The 17498-nt window shown below is 60.5% G+C and carries 14 protein-coding genes; 6 read left to right on the top strand and 8 right to left on the bottom strand.

What is annotated here, in order from left to right:
- Positions 1-62 precede the first annotated feature (62 nt).
- A complete protein-coding gene (locus tag L8I05_RS09880) occupies positions 63-662 on the top strand; it encodes a short chain dehydrogenase (RefSeq protein WP_242169347.1) in 600 nt (199 codons plus the stop codon).
- Here the strand turns inward: L8I05_RS09880 and L8I05_RS09875 are convergent.
- The gene (locus L8I05_RS09875) at positions 647-1027 is read right to left on the bottom strand and encodes a hypothetical protein (protein WP_242168626.1); all 381 of its coding nucleotides are present in this window, start codon (positions 1025-1027) and stop codon (positions 647-649) included. The genes L8I05_RS09880 and L8I05_RS09875 overlap by 16 nt on opposite strands.
- 184 nt (positions 1028-1211) lie before the next feature.
- Between L8I05_RS09875 and L8I05_RS09870 the strand changes: the two genes are divergently transcribed.
- Together L8I05_RS09870 and L8I05_RS09865 are read left to right on the top strand one after the other, a co-directional pair.
- A complete protein-coding gene (locus tag L8I05_RS09870) occupies positions 1212-1883 on the top strand; it encodes a hypothetical protein (protein WP_242168624.1) in 672 nt (223 codons plus the stop codon).
- A 106-nt stretch (positions 1884-1989) separates the two neighbouring features.
- Complete coding sequence (locus L8I05_RS09865) at positions 1990-3603, top strand: NAD(P)/FAD-dependent oxidoreductase (RefSeq protein WP_242168621.1); 1614 nt, start codon at positions 1990-1992, stop codon at positions 3601-3603.
- Between the two features lie 135 nt (positions 3604-3738).
- On the opposite strand, the gene L8I05_RS09860 is transcribed toward L8I05_RS09865, so the two are convergent.
- Positions 3739-4833, bottom strand: coding sequence for a PLP-dependent cysteine synthase family protein (locus tag L8I05_RS09860; RefSeq protein WP_242168620.1), 1095 nt, complete (start codon positions 4831-4833; stop codon positions 3739-3741).
- 216 nt (positions 4834-5049) lie between these two features.
- Between L8I05_RS09860 and nhaA the strand changes: the two genes are divergently transcribed.
- The 3 genes from nhaA to L8I05_RS09845 all read left to right on the top strand — a co-directional run bounded on the left by nhaA (position 5050) and on the right by L8I05_RS09845 (position 8883).
- On the top strand, positions 5050-6225 hold the full coding sequence (gene nhaA / locus L8I05_RS09855; protein ID WP_242168617.1) for a Na+/H+ antiporter NhaA: 1176 nt from the start codon (positions 5050-5052) through the stop codon (positions 6223-6225).
- Between the two features lie 197 nt (positions 6226-6422).
- Positions 6423-8045, top strand: a complete 1623-nt coding sequence (locus L8I05_RS09850) for a methyl-accepting chemotaxis protein (protein ID WP_242168615.1) — start codon at positions 6423-6425, stop codon at positions 8043-8045.
- 628 nt (positions 8046-8673) lie between these two features.
- Positions 8674-8883, top strand: coding sequence for a DUF6124 family protein (locus L8I05_RS09845; RefSeq protein WP_347341218.1), 210 nt, complete (start codon positions 8674-8676; stop codon positions 8881-8883).
- 91 nt (positions 8884-8974) lie between these two features.
- Here the strand turns inward: L8I05_RS09845 and L8I05_RS09840 are convergent, their stop codons facing one another.
- From L8I05_RS09840 to dinG, 6 genes are all read right to left on the bottom strand, one after another.
- The gene (locus L8I05_RS09840) at positions 8975-9439 is read right to left on the bottom strand and encodes a glycine zipper 2TM domain-containing protein (protein ID WP_056857494.1); all 465 of its coding nucleotides are present in this window, start codon (positions 9437-9439) and stop codon (positions 8975-8977) included.
- Positions 9440-9700: 261 nt separating this feature from the next.
- The gene (gene pdxH, locus L8I05_RS09835; RefSeq protein WP_242168613.1) at positions 9701-10348 is read right to left on the bottom strand and encodes a pyridoxamine 5'-phosphate oxidase; all 648 of its coding nucleotides are present in this window, start codon (positions 10346-10348) and stop codon (positions 9701-9703) included.
- Between the two features lie 27 nt (positions 10349-10375).
- Positions 10376-11551: an OmpA family protein gene (locus L8I05_RS09830; RefSeq protein ID WP_242168611.1), complete on the bottom strand. Its 1176-nt coding sequence runs from the start codon at positions 11549-11551 to the stop codon at positions 10376-10378.
- Between the two features lie 155 nt (positions 11552-11706).
- Positions 11707-12852, bottom strand: a complete 1146-nt coding sequence (locus L8I05_RS09825) for a serine hydrolase domain-containing protein (RefSeq protein WP_159954702.1) — start codon at positions 12850-12852, stop codon at positions 11707-11709.
- Positions 12853-12934: 82 nt separating this feature from the next.
- Positions 12935-15232 (bottom strand): beta-galactosidase, encoded by a 2298-nt coding sequence (locus L8I05_RS09820; protein ID WP_242168609.1) that lies wholly within the window; start codon positions 15230-15232, stop codon positions 12935-12937.
- A gap of 98 nt (positions 15233-15330) precedes the next feature.
- On the bottom strand, positions 15331-17475 hold the full coding sequence (dinG, locus tag L8I05_RS09815; RefSeq protein WP_159954700.1) for an ATP-dependent DNA helicase DinG: 2145 nt from the start codon (positions 17473-17475) through the stop codon (positions 15331-15333).
- Positions 17476-17498 lie beyond the last annotated feature (23 nt).

Raw genomic sequence — 17498 nt, 5'->3', positions numbered from 1 at the left:
GTTTATCCACCTTAAAAGCCACACTAGACTGAACCTTCACTTACCCCTGGAGGAACAGCATGATGAAAATCCTATTGATTGGTGCCAGCGGCACGGTCGGCTCGGCAGTCAAGGCAGAACTCGCCCAACGTCACGAGGTGATCAGCATCGGCCGCACCAGCGGCGACTTCCAGGTGGATATCAGCGACAGCGCCTCGATCCGCAAGCTGTTCGAACAGACCGGCAAGTTCGACGCCCTGGTCTGCGCCGCCGGCAGCGTGAACTTCGTGGCGTTGGGCGACATGAGTGAAAGCGATTTCGAACTGGGCCTGCGCGACAAGCTGATGGGGCAGGTCAACCTGCTGCTGATCGGCCGTGAGTACGCCAACGACGGCGCCTCGTTCACCTTTACCAGCGGCATCCTCAACCGCGACCCGATCCGCACCGGCGCCTCGGCGGCACTGGTCAACGGCGCGATTGACGCCTTCGTCAAAGCGGCGGCTATCGAATTGCCACGCGGCTTGCGCGTCAACTCCGTAAGCCCGACCGTGCTGCTGGAAGCCATGGGCAGCTACGCCCCCTACTTCCGTGGTTTCAAACCGGCTGCTGGCGCCGAAGTGGCATTGGCCTACGCGAAAAGCGTCGAGGGCTTGCAGACCGGCCAGACCTACATCGTGGGTTGAGAGGCAATTGCCTCACGCGAGAACTGAGACATCCATTCAATCACCAGGGCGCGGGGGACCAAAAGCCTGAACTCCCCGCCCAGCTCGCTGTGAACCATTGAAGTACTTAGCGGGTAACCGTCTACGTAGAGTGTCAGGTATTTGTTGATGGTAAGCAGCGTGATGGATTTTGTCCTTGCCCTGGCTTCAGGACTCAACGTGACGTTTACCTCAACGTAGTCCGGATCCGGGTTCTCGGCCCGTTTCAGCGACACCCAGATGTCTGTGAAGTCTGTAACTGACGAAAAGACGAGCCGGGCAGGTTCGTCCGAACAGGCCGCACTTGCCCAGAGCAGAAAGGCGCACAGGCTCCATTTGATATTCATTGAAATCCCCCCTCCAAAAACGTCGACACTCTTACGATTCCCCAACACTCACTGTAGGAAATATCTCAATTAGCAACGCGTCATTTCCCAGCGTGTTCCGAACACATCGTTCAAACCGGGTCCTGCACTTGTGATGCAGCGTCAGCCTGCGTAACGTGGCGGCACTTGTTTGGAGACCCGATAAATGCGCGCCGTCCGTACCCTTGCTCTGTTTGCCCTGTTGCCCCTGTTCACCGCTTGTCAGATGTTTGAAAGCGAGCCGGCCAAACCCTCTACCGCAGGTTTGACCCGGATGCAGGGTGAGTTGACCGCCGTCGGCGGCAAGCTGCTGTTCCAGCCTTGCGGCGACAAACGCAACTACGTGGTCAACGACACCGGTGGCACCAGCGTGCTGCAGGAAGCCGCCTCCCTGGCTGGCCAGCAAGGCGCGCTGTTCGCCGACCTGCGCGGCAAGTTCTCCGGGGTCGCCAGCGGCACCCAGGGTTCGGTGGACCTGCAACAGCTCTATCGCATGGAGCGTTCGACCTCAGCCTGCAACGACCCGGACTTCAAGCGCATGGTCCTGCGGGCCAACGGCCATAAACCCGCCTGGGCAATGAACGTCACCGCCAAGGGCATGGTGCTGGAGCGCGAAGGCCAGCCGCCACTTGCCGTGCCGTTTGTGGAAGAGCAACTGGGTGACGGGCGTTTCAACCTGATGACCGAAGCCAATAACCAGCACATCGAACTGTGGGTAGCCCCGCAGCGCTGCATCGACTCGGTCAGCGGCAGCCTCCAGCACATGACCGCCGAGTTGCGCGTCAACGGCCAGGTACAGCGTGGTTGCGCGGCATTTGGCGGCTCACGCGACGACTGATTCAGCCCTGCGCTGTTTTAACCTGACGGAAAACCGCCATTGGGGCTTATAATCGCCGGTTTGCAAAACAGCCGGCCTTTTTGTCCGCCGCCTACCGGATCCCGTCATGTTACGAATCACCGAACTCAAGCTGCCCATCGACCATCCCGAAGAAGACCTGCGCCCTGCCATCGTGCAGCGCCTGGGCATCGCCAGTGATGACCTGCTCGATTTCACCCTGTTCAAGCGCAGCTACGACGCCCGCAAAAAATCGTCGGAGCTGTGCTTCATCTACACCATCGACCTGAACGTGAAGGGCGAAGCCGCCCTGCTGCTCAAGTTCGCCGATGATCGCAACATCAACCCGGCGCCGGACGTCAGCTACAAAGTGGTGGGCCAGGCGCCACAAGGCCTGGTCGAGCGCCCGATCGTGGTGGGTTTTGGCCCCTGCGGGATTTTCGCCGGGCTATTGCTCGCGCAGATGGGCTTCAAGCCGATCATCCTCGAACGCGGCAAGGAAGTGCGCCAGCGCACCAAGGATACCTGGGGCCTGTGGCGCAAAAGCGTGCTCAACCCCGAGTCCAATGTGCAGTTCGGTGAGGGCGGCGCCGGGACTTTCTCCGACGGCAAGCTGTACAGCCAGATCAAGGACCCGAAATTCCACGGCCGCAAAGTCCTGCACGAGTTCGTCAAGGCCGGTGCGCCGGAAGAAATCCTCTACGTCAGCAAGCCGCACATCGGCACCTTCCGCCTGACCGGCGTGGTCGAAAACATGCGCCAGCAGATCATCGCCCTGGGCGGTGAAGTGCGTTTCGAACAGCGCGTCACCGATGTGCTGATCGAAGACGGGCAACTGAACGGCGTGGTCATCGACGGCGGCGAGCAAATCCTCTCCAAGCACGTGATCCTGGCGCTGGGCCACAGCGCCCGCGACACCTTCCGCATGCTGCACAGCCGTGGTGTGTACATGGAGGCCAAGCCGTTCTCGGTGGGTTTCCGTATCGAACACCCGCAGTCGCTGATCGACGCCGCGCGCCTGGGCAAATACGCCGGGCACCCGAAACTCGGCGCGGCCGACTACAAACTGGTGCACCACGCCAAGAACGGCCGCTCGGTCTACAGCTTCTGCATGTGCCCAGGCGGCACGGTGGTGGCGGCGACTTCCGAGCCAAACCGCGTAGTCACCAACGGCATGAGCCAGTACTCGCGTAACGAACGCAATGCCAACTCCGGCATCGTGGTCGGCATCACGCCTGAAGTGGATTACCCAGGCGGCCCGCTGGCGGGTATCGAGTTGCAGGAACGCCTGGAGTCCCACGCCTACATCCTCGGCGGCAGCAACTACGAGGCGCCGGCCCAACTGGTGGGTGATTTCATCGCCGGCAAGCCGTCCACGGCCATCGGCAGTGTGGAACCGTCCTACAAACCAGGTGTGTCGCTGGGCGACCTGGCTCTCGCGTTGCCGGACTTCGCCATCGAAGCCATTCGTGAAGCGCTGCCGGCGTTCGAGAAGCAGATCAAGGGCTACTCGCTGCACGATGCGGTGCTCACCGGTATCGAGACACGCACCTCGTCGCCGCTGCGGATTACCCGCAACGAGTCGATGCAAAGCTTGAACGTGAAAGGCCTGTTCCCGGCCGGCGAAGGCGCCGGTTATGCCGGTGGGATTCTGTCGGCGGGTGTGGACGGGATTCGGATTGCCGAGGCGTTGGCGCGGGATATGTTGGGCATCGAGGCGTAATCAGGCTATTACAGCCAACCCAATCAAATGTGGGAGCTGGCTTGCCTGCGATGGCGGTGATTCAGTCGATAAATTCGGCGACTGACACTGCGCTATCGCTGGCAAGCCAGCTCCCACATTGGTTTTTGGATTGTGTCAGATGTTGGCGCGCAAGACCGTTTCCGGCAACGGCTCGCCTCGCTCCACACTGGCCGCAACCGCGGCGATCAAACCGTCCAACTGATAGCCCTGCCCCGCCAACCACGCCTGATCATAGTAAGTGCTGGCATACCGCTCGCCCCCATCACACAAAATCGCCACGATCGACCCCGACTCCCCGGCCGCTTTCATCTGCTGCGCCGCCACCAAGGCACCAATCAGGTTGGTCCCGCTGGACCCGCCAACCCGCCGCCCCAGCCGTTCGGCCAAGTAATGCATGGCCGCCAGTGACAGCGCGTCCGGCACCTTGACCATCGCATCGATCACCTTGGGTAAAAAAGATGCCTCAACCCGAGGCCGGCCGATTCCTTCGATCCGCGAGCCGCAATCCAGGCGCAGGCTGGCGTCGCCGGTCTGGTAGTAATCGAAGAACACCGAACGCTCGGCATCGACACACAACACGCGGGTGCAATGCTGGCGATAACGCACATAGCGGCCCAAGGTTGCCGTGGTGCCGCCAGTGCCGGGGCTGGAAATCAGCCAGCTTGGCTCGGGGTAATGCTCAAAACGCATTTGCTGGAAGATCGACTCGGCAATGTTGTTGTTCGCCCGCCAGTCCGTCGCACGCTCGGCGTAGGTGAATTGGTCCATGAAGTGGCCGCCACTTTCCTTCGCCAGCCGTTCGGATTCGGTGTAGATCTGCGTCGGATCCTTTACCAGATGGCTTTTGCCGCCGTAGAAAGCGATCTGGTCGATCTTCGCCTGGGACGTCGTGGCCGGCATCACCGCAATAAACGGCAGGCCGAGCAAACGCGCAAAGTACGCCTCCGAGACCGCTGTGGAACCGCTGGACGCCTCGATCACCGGGGCACCCGGTTTGAGCCAGCCGTTACACAAGGCGTACAGGAACAGTGAACGGGCAAGGCGATGCTTGAGGCTGCCTGTCGGGTGGCTGGACTCATCCTTGAAGTACAACTCGATACCCGGCAGCCCCGGTAATGGCAAAGGGATGAGGTGCGTGTCGGCGCTGCGCTGAAAGTCCGCTTCAATGATACGAATGGCTTCGCGGGCCCAGGTACGGTGGTCGCTCATGAGGTGCGTCTCTGAAGATTTCAGCCCCGATTTTAGGGGGTTTCCTACACTGCACACAGATACAGTGACGTCTCAATTAGACACACAATTGCTAGGCTCAAGCGCGACGCCAACTCTGCCAGTTGCTTATAACAAATAAGAATATAACTTTTGTTTTAACAACTAACGGTACGGGTTAGGGTAGCCACCTATTGAACCTTGATTGGAGAGCATCCCTTGCCTCTGCGTAGCACTTTCACCCGTTTCTTCCAGCTGGAAGCCGCCAGCGGTCTGTTGTTGATCGCCGCTGCGGCCTTGGCGCTGATTATCAACAACTCACCGTTGTCGCACCTGTACAACGCATTTCTCGACGTACCGGTGGTAGCACAGATCGGCGCGGTGAAAATCGCCAAGCCCGCCCTGCTGTGGATCAACGACGGCCTGATGGCCCTGTTCTTCCTGTTGATTGGCCTGGAGGTGAAACGCGAGCTGCTCGATGGCCACCTGTCCAAGCCCTCGCAAGTGGTCTTGCCGGGCGCCGCAGCGATTGGCGGCATGGTGGTGCCAGCGCTGATCTATTGGGCGATCAACAAGGACTACCCTGCCGCGCTTTCCGGCTGGGCGATCCCCATGGCCACCGATATTGCCTTTGCGCTCGGCGTTCTGGCCCTGCTGGGCAAGCGCGTGCCGGTGTCGCTGAAACTGTTCCTGATGACCCTGGCCATCATCGATGACCTTGGTGCGATCATCGTCATCGCCGTGTTCTATTCAGCCGACTTGTCGGGTGCCGCACTCGCGGGTGCAGGCGCCTGTTTGGTTGCCTTGATCGCGATGAACCGCCTGGGCGTGATCAAGCTGGGGCCGTATTTGATCATCGGCCTGATCCTGTGGGTGTGTGTGCTCAAGAGTGGCGTGCACGCCACGCTGGCCGGCGTGACACTGGCCTTCTGCATTCCGATGCGCACCAAGAATGCCGAGCCGTCGCCGCTGATGACGCTGGAACACGCCCTGCACCCGTGGGTGGCCTATGCCATTCTGCCGTTGTTCGCGTTTGCCAATGCGGGCGTGTCCCTGACCGGCGTAAGCCTGGAAAGCTTCACCCACCATGTGCCCATGGGCATCGCCGCCGGCCTGCTGATCGGCAAGACCGTCGGCGTGTTCGGTTTCACCTGGCTTGCGATCAAGACCGGCCTTGCCGCGCTGCCCGGCGGCGCGAACTGGGGCCAGGTGTTTGGTGTGGCGATCCTGTGCGGCATCGGCTTCACCATGAGCTTGTTTGTCGGCTCGCTGGCATTTGTGCCAGGTGCCAGTGAGTTCGCCGGCGAGGATCGAATGGGGATTCTAACCGGGTCGATCCTGGCGGCGTGTATTGGTTATGCGGTGACGGCGATGGCCAGTCGCAAGAAAGCCTGACGCGCTGAAGGCCCCACAACAACCCCCAACTGGTCGCCTGGTTGGGGGTTTTCTTTTGCTTAAGATGACACTTACCGCAATTGCCTAAAGACTTTCTGCCAGCCGCCGACTAGTGAGTGTGGCGAGCCATCTGTTCCCGCCAGGAACACCCGCCCGACACTGCTCCCCAACGCGTTTCCAGCCCGAGCGAAAATCCCATGTTCCTGAGAAATATAAGAATCGCAGCCAGAGCCTTCATCGGCTTCGCCGCTATTGCGTCGCTGAGTGTGTTTCTCGGGCTGTTCGCCCTGAAGCAGATTGGTGAAGTCCAGTCCCAGGCGGCCGACATTCAGAATAACTGGATGCAGCGCGTCAGGATCCTGGCCCTGGCCAATGCTTCGCTGGACCGTTTTCGCCTGGGCGAGATGGCGCATATCCTGTCGTCCAGCGATGCCGACATGCAAACCTACGAAGACAAATCCGCAGGCCGCCTGAAAAGTGTCAAGGAACAGCTGGCTCAATATGCTGCGCTACTGCGCACGCCGGAGGAAAAATCGCGCCTCGATGTGTTCAACCAAAGCCTCGAGGGGTACGCGAAGAACCACACCGAAATGCTCAAACGCTCGCGCTCAGGCGACAAGGCCGGCGCCCGCGACTTTCTCAACAGTATTCGAGAAAGCTATGAGCAGATGACCAAGAACTTCGACCAGCTGATAGATCTGGCCAACAAAGGCGCCGAGCAAGCCGGCCAGACCTCGGACGCCGCTTACCAACATGCCGTGGGCGGTATCACCCTCGTTATTCTGCTGGTGAGCGGTGGCACGGTGCTGGTGGCCTGGCTGCTGACCCGCAGCATTACCGTTCCCATCATTGAAGCGGTGCAGGTGGCCGAAACCATTGCCAGGGGCGACCTCACTCAGCCCATCAACCCGACGGGCAACGACGAAGCCACGCGCCTGCTGCGGGCGCAAGAAACCATGCGTAACAACCTGGTGCAGACCCTGCGGCAAATTACCGGTTCATCCAGCCAATTGGCCGCGGCGGCAGAACAACTGAATGCGGTAACCGCCGAGGGTAGCCGGGACTTGCAACAGCAGCACGCCGAGATTGAACAAGCCGCCACCGCCGTCACTGAAATGACCACTGCGATTGAAGAGGTCGCACGGAACGCGGCATCGACCTCCGACCTTTCCCAAGAGTCGCGCAGCATCGCCTTGAAAGGCCAGCAGCGAATGGTCGAGGCGTTGAATTCGATCCAGGCGCTGACCCGTGGGGTTGAAGTCAGCTCGGGTCAAGTCGGCGGCCTTGCCGAGCAGGCCAAAGGGATCGGCAAAGTACTCGATGTGATCCGTACCATTGCCGAGCAAACCAACCTGTTGGCACTGAACGCCGCCATCGAAGCTGCACGCGCCGGTGAAGCCGGGCGAGGTTTTGCGGTGGTCGCTGACGAGGTGCGTGCACTGGCCCATCGCACTGCCCAGTCAACGCAAGAAATCGAGGAGATGATCGGCAGCATCCAGACCAACACCGCCAGCACCGTCAACACCATGCTCGACAGCAGTTCCATGACCCAGCAAACCCTGGGCCTGGCCGAGCTGGCGCAACAGGCATTGGCGGACATACTGGCGGCCAACGATGAGATCAACGGCCGCAACCTGGTGATCACCACAGCGGCAGCTGAACAAGCCGACGTTGCCCGGGCGGTTGATCGGAACTTGCTGAACATCCAGCAGTTGTCGATTCAGTCGGCGGAAGGCTCGACCCAAACGACTGCGGCCTCGCAATCGCTGGCCAGCCTGGCGCATGAGTTGAACACGATGGTGAAGCACTTTCAGGTTTGAGGTGAAAGGTTAAAAACCAAAAAGCCGCCTCGGTTCAAGCCGAGGCGGCTCCACTTCTCAGACCTTAAAGGTCATCGAAGCTATCCCGCAGGAATACCCATACGTGATAAACACGCAGGGCATTCACTACGAGGTTCCACGTACGTCGTACAAACTTCGACATACTCGGCCCTCCATGAGTTGGGCCTTACCTCCAGCGCACTTACCGGAACATGTGAGCCTTCGGATGCTGTCATTGCGTCCTATGAGGTGGCGGGGTTGATGGGCCTTCCGCATGAATCCGGCACGGATTACTAGTCCGTGGCGGTGGGTCCAAAACCTTGTTCAGTGACCCAACCAACTCAAAAAATGACGAGCGAAGAACGGGCTCGATACTAACCGAGCATCCAGGTGAAGGTGTGACCAAACACAAGTAAGCGCTAGGAAAAGCGATTACAGTTATTTCCATTTTTTGCTGTAAAAGCTGACACATGATGCTTCAGAAATAATGGTCACCGCTCATCGCGGTACCTTGCGTGCCACCTCAAGCGACAGTAGTATTTGGCTCATGTCATTGCGTCCTGTGAGTATGCAAGCCCAGTCGAAATCAAGCTTGCAATAAAAAACCGCCCTACTAAGGCGGTTTTTTATTGCCTGCGCTTTTTGCGCCACCGGAGAACCCCAGGCTTTGTTGGTAAATGCATACGAGACCCTGACAGGCGCAAGCGGGCTGACTTCTGATTTAGCAGAAACAACGGACGGAAAACTACGCAGCCAATTGCTAGCCATTGGGCAGCTACTCGAACTGGCGGAACTGTTAGTGGATCGTGCAATGGAACAGCGGTGTCCGACAGAATAGAGCTAGAAATTTATAGGCACTCCCAAACGGTAAAAACCAAAAAACCCCAACCGGTCACCCGGTTGGGGTTTTGTGTTTCTACAACCGTTGCTTAACGCGTAACGCGGCTGGTGCCGTTAACGGTCATGATGCGGACGCGGTCGCCGATGCGGAAGATTTCGTTCTCTTCAACCGCCTGGACGTAGGCGCGCATGCTGCCGTCGTCTTCGCGAACGGTGATTTCCACGCCTTGGGTACGGGTCAGGCCTTCTTCGGTGGCCGAGCCCAGCAGGCCGCCGGCTACGGCGCCGATCACAGCGGTGACGATACTGCCACGGCCGCCGCCGATGGCGCTGCCGCCAACACCGCCGATAACTGCGCCGGCAGCGCCGCCGATTGGGGTCTTGGTGCCTTCGATTTTCACCGGACGCAGGGATTCAATGGTGCCCATGCGAACGGTCTGTACACGGCGCGCCTCGTCACGGGAGTACGAGTCGCCGGTCAGACTCGAGGCGCAGCCACCCAACAGCAACGACAGGGTGGTAAAGCAGGCAACTAGTAAAACGGACTTACGCATAGCATCAACTCCAAAGGACAGGTGTTCATTAGACGCCGCAGCTTGGCGCCTGTCACGGCAAGCACGTCAGAAAATTCCTTTCATTCAGCCTTAGTACAGACTACCAGCACCAGAAAACTCGACGAACGGTAGCTGAATTCTTGTTCCAAAGAATGTCACGTACCCGTTGATTGTAGTCGTCCAGCAGCGCACGCCGAAGCCTCTTGGGTAGAGACTTCAGTGTGACTGGCAACATTCAGGAGAAGTGACGAAAGGTGAAACTCAGGGCGCCAGGCGCTCGCGGGTCCACTCGCCGTTTTGCAGGCGATAGTTCAGGCGGTCATGCAGGCGGCTGGCGCGGCCTTGCCAGAACTCCATGCGCTCAGGCAGCAGGCGATAACCGCCCCAATGCTCAGGGCAGTCGGGTTGCGTGTCGCTGAAACGCTGCTCAGTAGCCTTGAGCAAGTCCTGCAGCTCTTCGCGGTCACGAATGACCTGGCTCTGCGGTGATGCCCAAGCCCCAAGGCGGCTGCCCAAAGGACGGACCTGATAATAAGCGTCCGACTCCTCCGGCGTGACCTTGACCACCCGCCCTTCGATGCGCACCTGGCGCTCCAGGGTCGGCCAGAAGAACGTCATGGCTGCAAAGGGCTGTGCCGCGAGCTGTTCGCCCTTGGCACTCTGATAATTGGTGAAGAAGGTAAAGCCCTGTGTATCCAAGCCTTTGAGCAGCAGGATGCGACAGTGCGGACGACCGTCCTGGTCGACCGTGGCCAAGGTCATGGCATTGGCCTCCACCGGGGGCTGCTCGGTCTTCACCGCGTCGGCAAACCACTGGTGGAACAACGCAAACGGCTCGCCCGGGGCCTGGGCCTCGCTCAAACCGTCCCGTGTGTAGTCACGGCGCATATCGGCCAGTGCCTGGGTCATGCGGCTTTATCCTTCTGGTTCAGCAGATCAGTTTTTCGCCTGGTCGTTTGCAGCGGCTGCGTCAGCCTTAGGTGCGGCTTTTTTCGCAGCCGGTTTGGCGGCGGCTTTTTTCGCAACAGGCTTGGCAGCGGCTTTCTTGGCCGGGGCCTTTTTCGCAGGTACTGCCTTTTTCGCAGCCGGCGCCGGAACGGGGGCTGGTGCTGTTTGCACGGCGACCATTTCAGCAACCGGTGGCTTGCCCGAGTTGTACTTGCTCAGCAGGGCCAACATCGTTGTACGCTGAGTGAACATGATTTCCATGCGACGGTTCAGCGCACGCCCCTGATTGCTGTCGTTGGCGGCACGCGGCATAAGGTCGCCCATGCCACGCATCATCAGGCGATCCTGCTTCAAGCCACTGAGGCTGAAAATCGACGCGATGGACTGCGCACGCTCACGCGTCAACGCCTGGCTCGCAGGTTCGGCACCATTGGTGTCGACGTGGCCGAGTACCAGCACGGCGGTTTTCGGATCGCCTTCAACCGCCTTGGCAACGCGGGTAAACGGGCCCAGGGTCACTGGCAGCAGCATCCCTGGACGTTTTGGGTTGTAGGAGCCATCAACCGGTGCGATGACGACCAGTACGTTCTCGCGACGCTCCAGCTGCAGGTTGCTGTCCTTGATGGCGGCGCGCAGGCGCGGCTCATAGTCATCCAGCCAGGCTTGGGTGATTTTCGGATCGGGCATCGGCACATTGGTCACGTCGACCTTGGCCAATGGCTTTGGCTTGCTTTCGAACGGCCACCACCATTTGGTCTCGGTGTCGGTCTTGGCCACAGCAGGCGCAGCGTCAGGTGTGGAAGCAGGGGTTGCCGCCTTGAGGTCGGCTTTCAGGTCAGCCTTGGCATCCGCCGCCTTTTCGTCGGCGGTCTTGGAGGAGAACGGCCACCAGTTGAAGCCGGTGTCAGCCTTGGCGACCGGGGCAGGTGCGGCGGCGGCAGCGGCAGGAGCAGGCGCAGCAGCAGTTACCGGCGCGGCGGGCTTAGCGCCAGCGGCAGGTTTTGCATCAGGCTTGGCGTCGGTTTGGGTCACTGCGTCCTTGGTAGCAGCCTTATCAGCCCCAAATTGCCACCAATGCCCACCCTCGGCATCATTTTGTGGAGTTTGTGCGCAGCCAGTAATTGTGAGGCACAGCGCCAGTGCCAAGGACTTGTTCGATAACATGAGATATCCACAAAATGAGAAAAAACCGGAGGGCCTGGTTGACCCGTTAAACAGACGCTTACAGAACATTAAAGTTACAAAATTTCGTTCAGCGCCTTCTGCTTAGATTTTGTATAGCCGCCTTTGTAACAAAAAAACGCAAAACAGCAAGCTCTTTACAGACAACCGGCCAATATTCCGACCAACTTCTGCGCACGCGGGTCCATAAGTACGTAAGGCCCCAGTGTATTAGTCACGAAACCGAATGCTACATCATGTTCCGGGTCGGCAAACCCCACCGAACCACCGGCGCCAGGGTGACCAAACGCACGTGGGCCAAGGCCGAACGTGGCATTGGGCAATTGCGGTTGATCCAACATGCAGCCCAAGCCGAAGCGGGTTTGGGTCAATAAGGTTTTATCCGGCCCGATACTGTGTTCGCGGGTCAATTGTTCCAGCATGTCGCTTTCCAGCAAACTACCGTCCAACAATCCGCTATAAAAACCCGCCAGGCTGCGCGCATTACCGTGACCATTTGCCGCCGGCTGCTGCATGCGCCGCCATTCGGGCTTATTAGTGCTGGTCAGAATAGACGGCGGATTGGCAAATGCACGTGTAGTCATCGCGGCAGGTTCACGCATCATTACTTGCAATAAGCGTTGCGCGGCTTCGTCGCCCATATTGCCTTTGCTGCGCGCTATATGGGCAACACGATAAAACTCTTCATCTGCCAGCCCCACGTGAAAGTCCAGGCCCAACGGCCGCGCGACCCGTGCGACGATCGACTCCCCCGGCCCGCGCCCATCGGCGCGGCGCAGCAATTCACCGACCAGCCAGCCGTAAGTGATGGCCTCGTAGCCATGCCCTTGGCCCGGCGTCCACCATGGTGCCTCGGCTGCCAGGGTGTCGACCATCAATTGCCAGTCGTACAGGGCTTCAGTCGGCAGCATCTCGCGGATTGCCGGCAGCCCGGCCTGGTGGCAGAGCAACTGACGCAGGGTGATGGCTTCTTTACCGGCTGCCGCGAACTCGGGCCAGTAGTCAGCCACAGGCGCATCGAGTTTCAGCTTGCCCTCGGCCACCAATTGCAGGGCCGTGACGGCGGTGAAGGTCTTGGTGCAGGAGAACAGGTTGACGATGGTGTCGCTGTGCCAGGCCTCGGCGCCGTCCTTGTCCGCAGTGCCGGCCCACAGGTCGACGACGGTTTCGCCGCCGATCTGGATACACAGCCCGGCACCACGCTCCTGCGGGTCATCGAACAGCGCGGCAAACGCTTCACGTACCGCTTCGAACTGGAGCTCGTAATGACCCTGAATCTGCACCTGATCCGCCTTGAACAACACTGTAGGAAGTGGCCGACATTGTTCCAGTCATTAGGGGTTTTGTGAACCCGTCAACGATGAATCAATGGCCATTTCCAGAGTGCCCACCGGCGTGTCCGGCGCCCTGGCCTGCGCCTTTGCCTTCATGCCCGCCCTTGCCGGCTTCGTTCTCGCGAACCACGCTGGCCGCCTTGGCCTTTTCCGCCTCTTTACCCAACTGGTCGACTGTCGCCAGGTTGCTTTTACGCACGCTGTCGACAAAGCCCTGGAACGGTACGTCGGTAATGCCGACAAGGCCGAAGTGACCGTTCTCACCGTCCAGCAAACGGCCGGTCACCGGCTGGTCCAGGTACTGGAACCAGTGCACGCCGACAATCGACGGCTCAGCCATGGCCTGCTTGAGGAAGTTGCCGTAGGCCACGCCACGGTCGTCTTCCTTGGCCAACTGCGTCACGCCGCCCCAGAACGGGCCACGGTCGGCGGAGCCGAAATTGAACTCGGTGATCAGCACCGGCTTATCCAGCGCGCGCAGGGCGGCGAAGTCATAACCGTCCTGGGGCTTGAGGGTGTACATGTTGAAGCTCAGCACATCGCAATACTGCGCGCAGGAGGCCACGGCTTCCGGGGTGCTCACGGCATAACGACCGCCCAGCAACAGCTGGTTGGGCGCGTGCCACTTCAAGGAGTCGGAAATGGTCTTGAAATAGGCATCGGCGAAGGTCTTCTGGAAGTATTTGAAGTCAGCTTCGATTTCCGGGTGTTCGGGGCTTGGCATTGGCGGCTCGAAACCTGGGTCTTCCATCAGCTCCCAACCTGCCAAGTGAATGCCCCAGGCCTTCGACAGGCCTTCTTCGTTGCGGTACTTGTCGCGCAGTTGCTTGAGAAACGCGCGCTTGGCCGGTACGTCGGTGGTCATGCGCAGCGTGCCGTAGGCCAAGGCGTAGCGGGATTTTGCATCGTCGCCAGGGCCGGCCCAGGCCAGCTCGTTGTCGGCAAAGAAGCCGATCAGCCACGGGTCATCGCGGTGATCGCGGGCAGCAATCGCCACGGCGCGCTCGGTGGCCATGGCGAAACGCGGATCGAACGGGTCAGGCATGCCGCCCCACCAGTCGGTGCCGGTGCTGATGCTGGCGTAGTCGCCGACAATCGACAGCGGCAAGGTGTACGGCACGCGGTCGGCGCGGGCGAGGCTCTCGTCGCTCCAGTTGCCAACGGTGTTGAAACCCCAGGCCTGGAGGCGGTCGAGGGTGTGTGTGACCCAGCGTTTCTGGTCGAAACCTTCGGTGCCATACGTGCGCTGCAGGTTGGCGCCATAGAAGTCGTACCAACGCCCCACATTGAAGCCCCGGCCCTGATCGGCGCCGTTGCCGCCTCGGTTGTCGCTGCTGCCGTAATACTTGTCGAACGGCTCACCCGCTTTGGGCAACGCGGCGAACATCCACTCGCGCCCGGCCACATAGGTCTGGTTGTTATCCGGCGCAACCGTGTTAACCCCCAAGGAATAGAACGGATGGCCTTCCGGCGTCACCAAGTACCAGCGGCCGTCGCGTTTCTCGGTACGGAAAAAGCCGCTGGCTTCGAACGCCGGCCCTTTGTTCCAGCCGCCATATTGGTCCAGGGATGATTTGTTGCGCTCAGCCAACCAGCCTTTGAGCTGCTGTTGCTCCTTGGCGGCGGCGGCTTTGAGTTGGTCGTCGCTGCTGACTTTTTCCGGCCAGCGCGCGCGGGTGGACTGGCCATAGGCATCCACCAGTTCGCTGTAGGCCGCTTTCAGCACCGGCTCGCTGTCCTGCACGCCAAACCGCTCCAGCAAAATGCTTTGGGCGGCGTTCGGCTTGAGCATTGACAGCGTCACAGACGCCACCTGGCTGCGGTCGATTTCCCCGGCGCTGCCGGCCAGCAATACGCGCTGGCCATCCACGGTGATCGGCATCGGCGGGCCGGCCTTCATGCCCTGGCTCAGCGGCGAGTTGGCTTGCAACGGAATCACCAGGGTCTGGGCCGGGCCGGCCGGCAGGTCGATGCGGCTGACCAGGGTTTTGCCGTCGGTGCTCTGCACCTTGACGTAGAGGGTCAACGCCCAGTCCATGGCACTCTGGATACGCAGGCTCATGGCGCCGGACTGCGACCAGTCCCACACGCCGGCCTGCGGGCTGAGCACCAGGCTCGGTTCAGCCGCCGGGTTGAACGTGATGCGGCGCAGCACCTCACCTTCAGGGGTTTGTTCGGCGTTGTATTGCGGCAGGCTGGCGTCCTGGGTCGCCACCTTGACCACATCGGCAGGCCGGACGAAGTTGAACAGCGTTTGTTGCCCGGCAGGCGCGGCCATCAAGGGTGCGGCGAACAACAAGGCAAAAAGAGCGGGCAGCGTGCGAATCATACGAACAAGGTTCTCCCAAACGGCCGGTGACTGGCCTGATGACGTAAAGCGTTGGCAGTGAGATAGACCACGAAGTGGGCAAATTCGCCCACGGTGGCTTAAGAAATTTCGCGCCTGAAAGGCGGCAAAGCATTCAGGATAGCTTTGCCATAGCGCTGCGTGACCAAACGGCGGTCGAGCAAGGTGATGGTGCCCCGGTCTTCTTCGGTGCGCAGCAAGCGACCGCAGGCCTGGACCAGCTTCAAGGAAGCATCCGGCACCGAGATTTCCATGAACGGGTTACCGCCACGGGCTTCGATCCACTCGGCCAAAGCCGCCTCGACCGGATCATCCGGCACCGAGAAGGGGATCTTGGCGATCACCACGTGTTCGCAGTAGGCACCCGGCAAGTCCACGCCTTCGGCAAAACTGGCCAGGCCGAACAACACGCTGGAATCGCCGCCATCGACGCGCGCCTTGTGCTTGTTGAGGGTTTCCTGCTTGGACAGGTTGCCCTGGATAAACACCTGCTTGCGCCAGTCGCGGTCGAGGCCGTCGAACACGTCCTGCATCTGTTTGCGCGAAGAGAACAACACCAGGGTGCCGCGCGAGCCTTCGACCAGCTCCGGCAGGTCGCGGATGATCGCTGCGGTGTGCGCCGCTGCGTCGCGCGGGTCAGCCTTGAGGTCCGGCACGCGCAGTACGCCGGCGTCGGCGTGATGGAACGGGCTCGGCACCACCGCCGTAACGGCTTTTTTCGGCAAGCCGGCACGCATGCGGAAGCGGTCGAAAGTGCCCAGGGCCGTCAGCGTCGCCGAGGTCACCAGGCAGCCGTAGGCCACGTTCCACAGGTTGCGGCGCAGCATTTCGGCGGCGAGGATCGGGCTGGCGTTGACCTCGATATCAAACAGCGCACCGCTTTCCGACAGGGTCAACCAACGCGCCATCGGCGGGTTGTCTTCCGGGTCTTCGACGGTGAAGGCCGTCCACAGCTCCCAGTTACCCTGGGAGCGCGACAACAGGCTGCCGAACAGCGGATACCATTCCTCGGCCTGATTGCTGGCGATGCCGATATTGACCTCACCGTCCATGCCTTCCTTGAGCAGGTCGGTGAGGCGGGTGAACAGGTCGGTCAGGCGTGAAAAGCCTTTCTTCAGCTCAATGCCCATTTCACGCATGTGCTCGGGGATCAGCCCGCCGACAAAGCGGTGACGCGGCCGCTCACGGCCTTCCACGTCTTCGCCGGGCTTGAAGTCGGCGACCTGTTCGCAGGCGCTGAACATGAACTGCTGCTGGGTCTTGATCTCACGCGCCAGCTCCGGCACCTGTTCGATCAGCTTGCCCAGATCGCCGGGCAGCGGGTGCTGGGCCAGCAATTTGGTGAGGTTCTTGGCGGTGGTTTCCAGCCAGTCGGCGGTGGAGCGCAGGCGCGTGTAATGGGCGAAATGGCCGATGGCCTTGTCCGGCAAGTGGTGGCCTTCGTCGAACACGTAAAGGGTGTCACGCGGGTCCGGCAACACGGCGCCGCCGCCCAGGGCCAGGTCGGCCAGGACCATGTCGTGGTTAGTGACGATCACGTCGACCTTGCCCATGCCTTCGCGGGCTTTGTAAAAAGCGCACTGGCCGAAGTTGGGGCAATGGCGGTTGGTGCATTGGCTGTGGTCGGTGGTCAGGCGCGCCCAATCGGAATCTTCCAGCGCGGTAGGCCAGCTGTCGCGGTCGCCGTCCCATTTATTGCCGGCGAGCTTCTCGATCATGCTGGTAAACAGCTTTTGGCTGACTTCATCGACTTCGATCTTGAAGCCTTCTTCTTCGAACAGCGAAGCGGTGGCGGTTTGCGCATGGCCTTCCTGCAACAACACGTCGAGCTTGGACAGGCACATGTAACGGCCACGGCCCTTGGCCAGGGCGAAAGTAAAGTTCAGGCCGCTGTTGCGCATCAGGTCGGGCAAGTCTTTGTAGACAATCTGCTCTTGCAGGGCGACGGTGGCGGTGGCGATCACCAGGCGCTTGCCGGCAGCCTTGGCGGTCGGGATCGCGGCCAGGCTGTAGGCCACGGTCTTGCCGGTGCCGGTGCCGGCCTCGACGGCCACGACCGCCGGGTCGCCACTGCGCCGACCTTCGTCGTCGGTGTCGATATCGCCGAGGACTTTGGCCACTTCGGCGATCATCAGGCGTTGGCCGTAGCGCGGTTTCAAGCTCTTGGCTTCGAGAAAACGCGAATAGGCGCCCTGGATCGTGGTTTTGAGTTCAGTGCTGATCATGGATAGTCGGGCGCAAAAAACGC

The sequence above is a fragment of the Pseudomonas sp. MONT-RG-20F-20-E-7-02 genome, assembly GCF_022662395.1.
Classification (GTDB): Bacteria; Pseudomonadota; Gammaproteobacteria; order Pseudomonadales; family Pseudomonadaceae; genus Aquipseudomonas.
This window is presented reverse-complemented; position numbering and strand designations above follow the sequence as displayed.

Excerpts from the sequence above, each read along its gene's own strand:
- L8I05_RS09880 (WP_242169347.1), top strand. The coding sequence starts at position 63 with ATGAAAATCCTATTGATTGGTGCCAGCGGCACGGTCGGCTCGGCAGTC.
- L8I05_RS09875 (WP_242168626.1), bottom strand. The coding sequence starts at position 1,027 with ATGAATATCAAATGGAGCCTGTGCGCCTTTCTGCTCTGGGCAAGTGCG.
- L8I05_RS09870 (WP_242168624.1), top strand. The coding sequence starts at position 1,212 with ATGCGCGCCGTCCGTACCCTTGCTCTGTTTGCCCTGTTGCCCCTGTTC.
- L8I05_RS09865 (WP_242168621.1), top strand. The coding sequence starts at position 1,990 with ATGTTACGAATCACCGAACTCAAGCTGCCCATCGACCATCCCGAAGAA.
- L8I05_RS09860 (WP_242168620.1), bottom strand. The coding sequence starts at position 4,833 with ATGAGCGACCACCGTACCTGGGCCCGCGAAGCCATTCGTATCATTGAA.
- L8I05_RS09850 (WP_242168615.1), top strand. The coding sequence starts at position 6,423 with ATGTTCCTGAGAAATATAAGAATCGCAGCCAGAGCCTTCATCGGCTTC.
- L8I05_RS09840 (WP_056857494.1), bottom strand. The coding sequence starts at position 9,439 with ATGCGTAAGTCCGTTTTACTAGTTGCCTGCTTTACCACCCTGTCGTTG.
- pdxH (WP_242168613.1), bottom strand. The coding sequence starts at position 10,348 with ATGACCCAGGCACTGGCCGATATGCGCCGTGACTACACACGGGACGGT.
- L8I05_RS09830 (WP_242168611.1), bottom strand. The coding sequence starts at position 11,551 with ATGTTATCGAACAAGTCCTTGGCACTGGCGCTGTGCCTCACAATTACT.
- L8I05_RS09820 (WP_242168609.1), bottom strand. The coding sequence starts at position 15,232 with ATGATTCGCACGCTGCCCGCTCTTTTTGCCTTGTTGTTCGCCGCACCC.
- dinG (WP_159954700.1), bottom strand. The coding sequence starts at position 17,475 with ATGATCAGCACTGAACTCAAAACCACGATCCAGGGCGCCTATTCGCGT.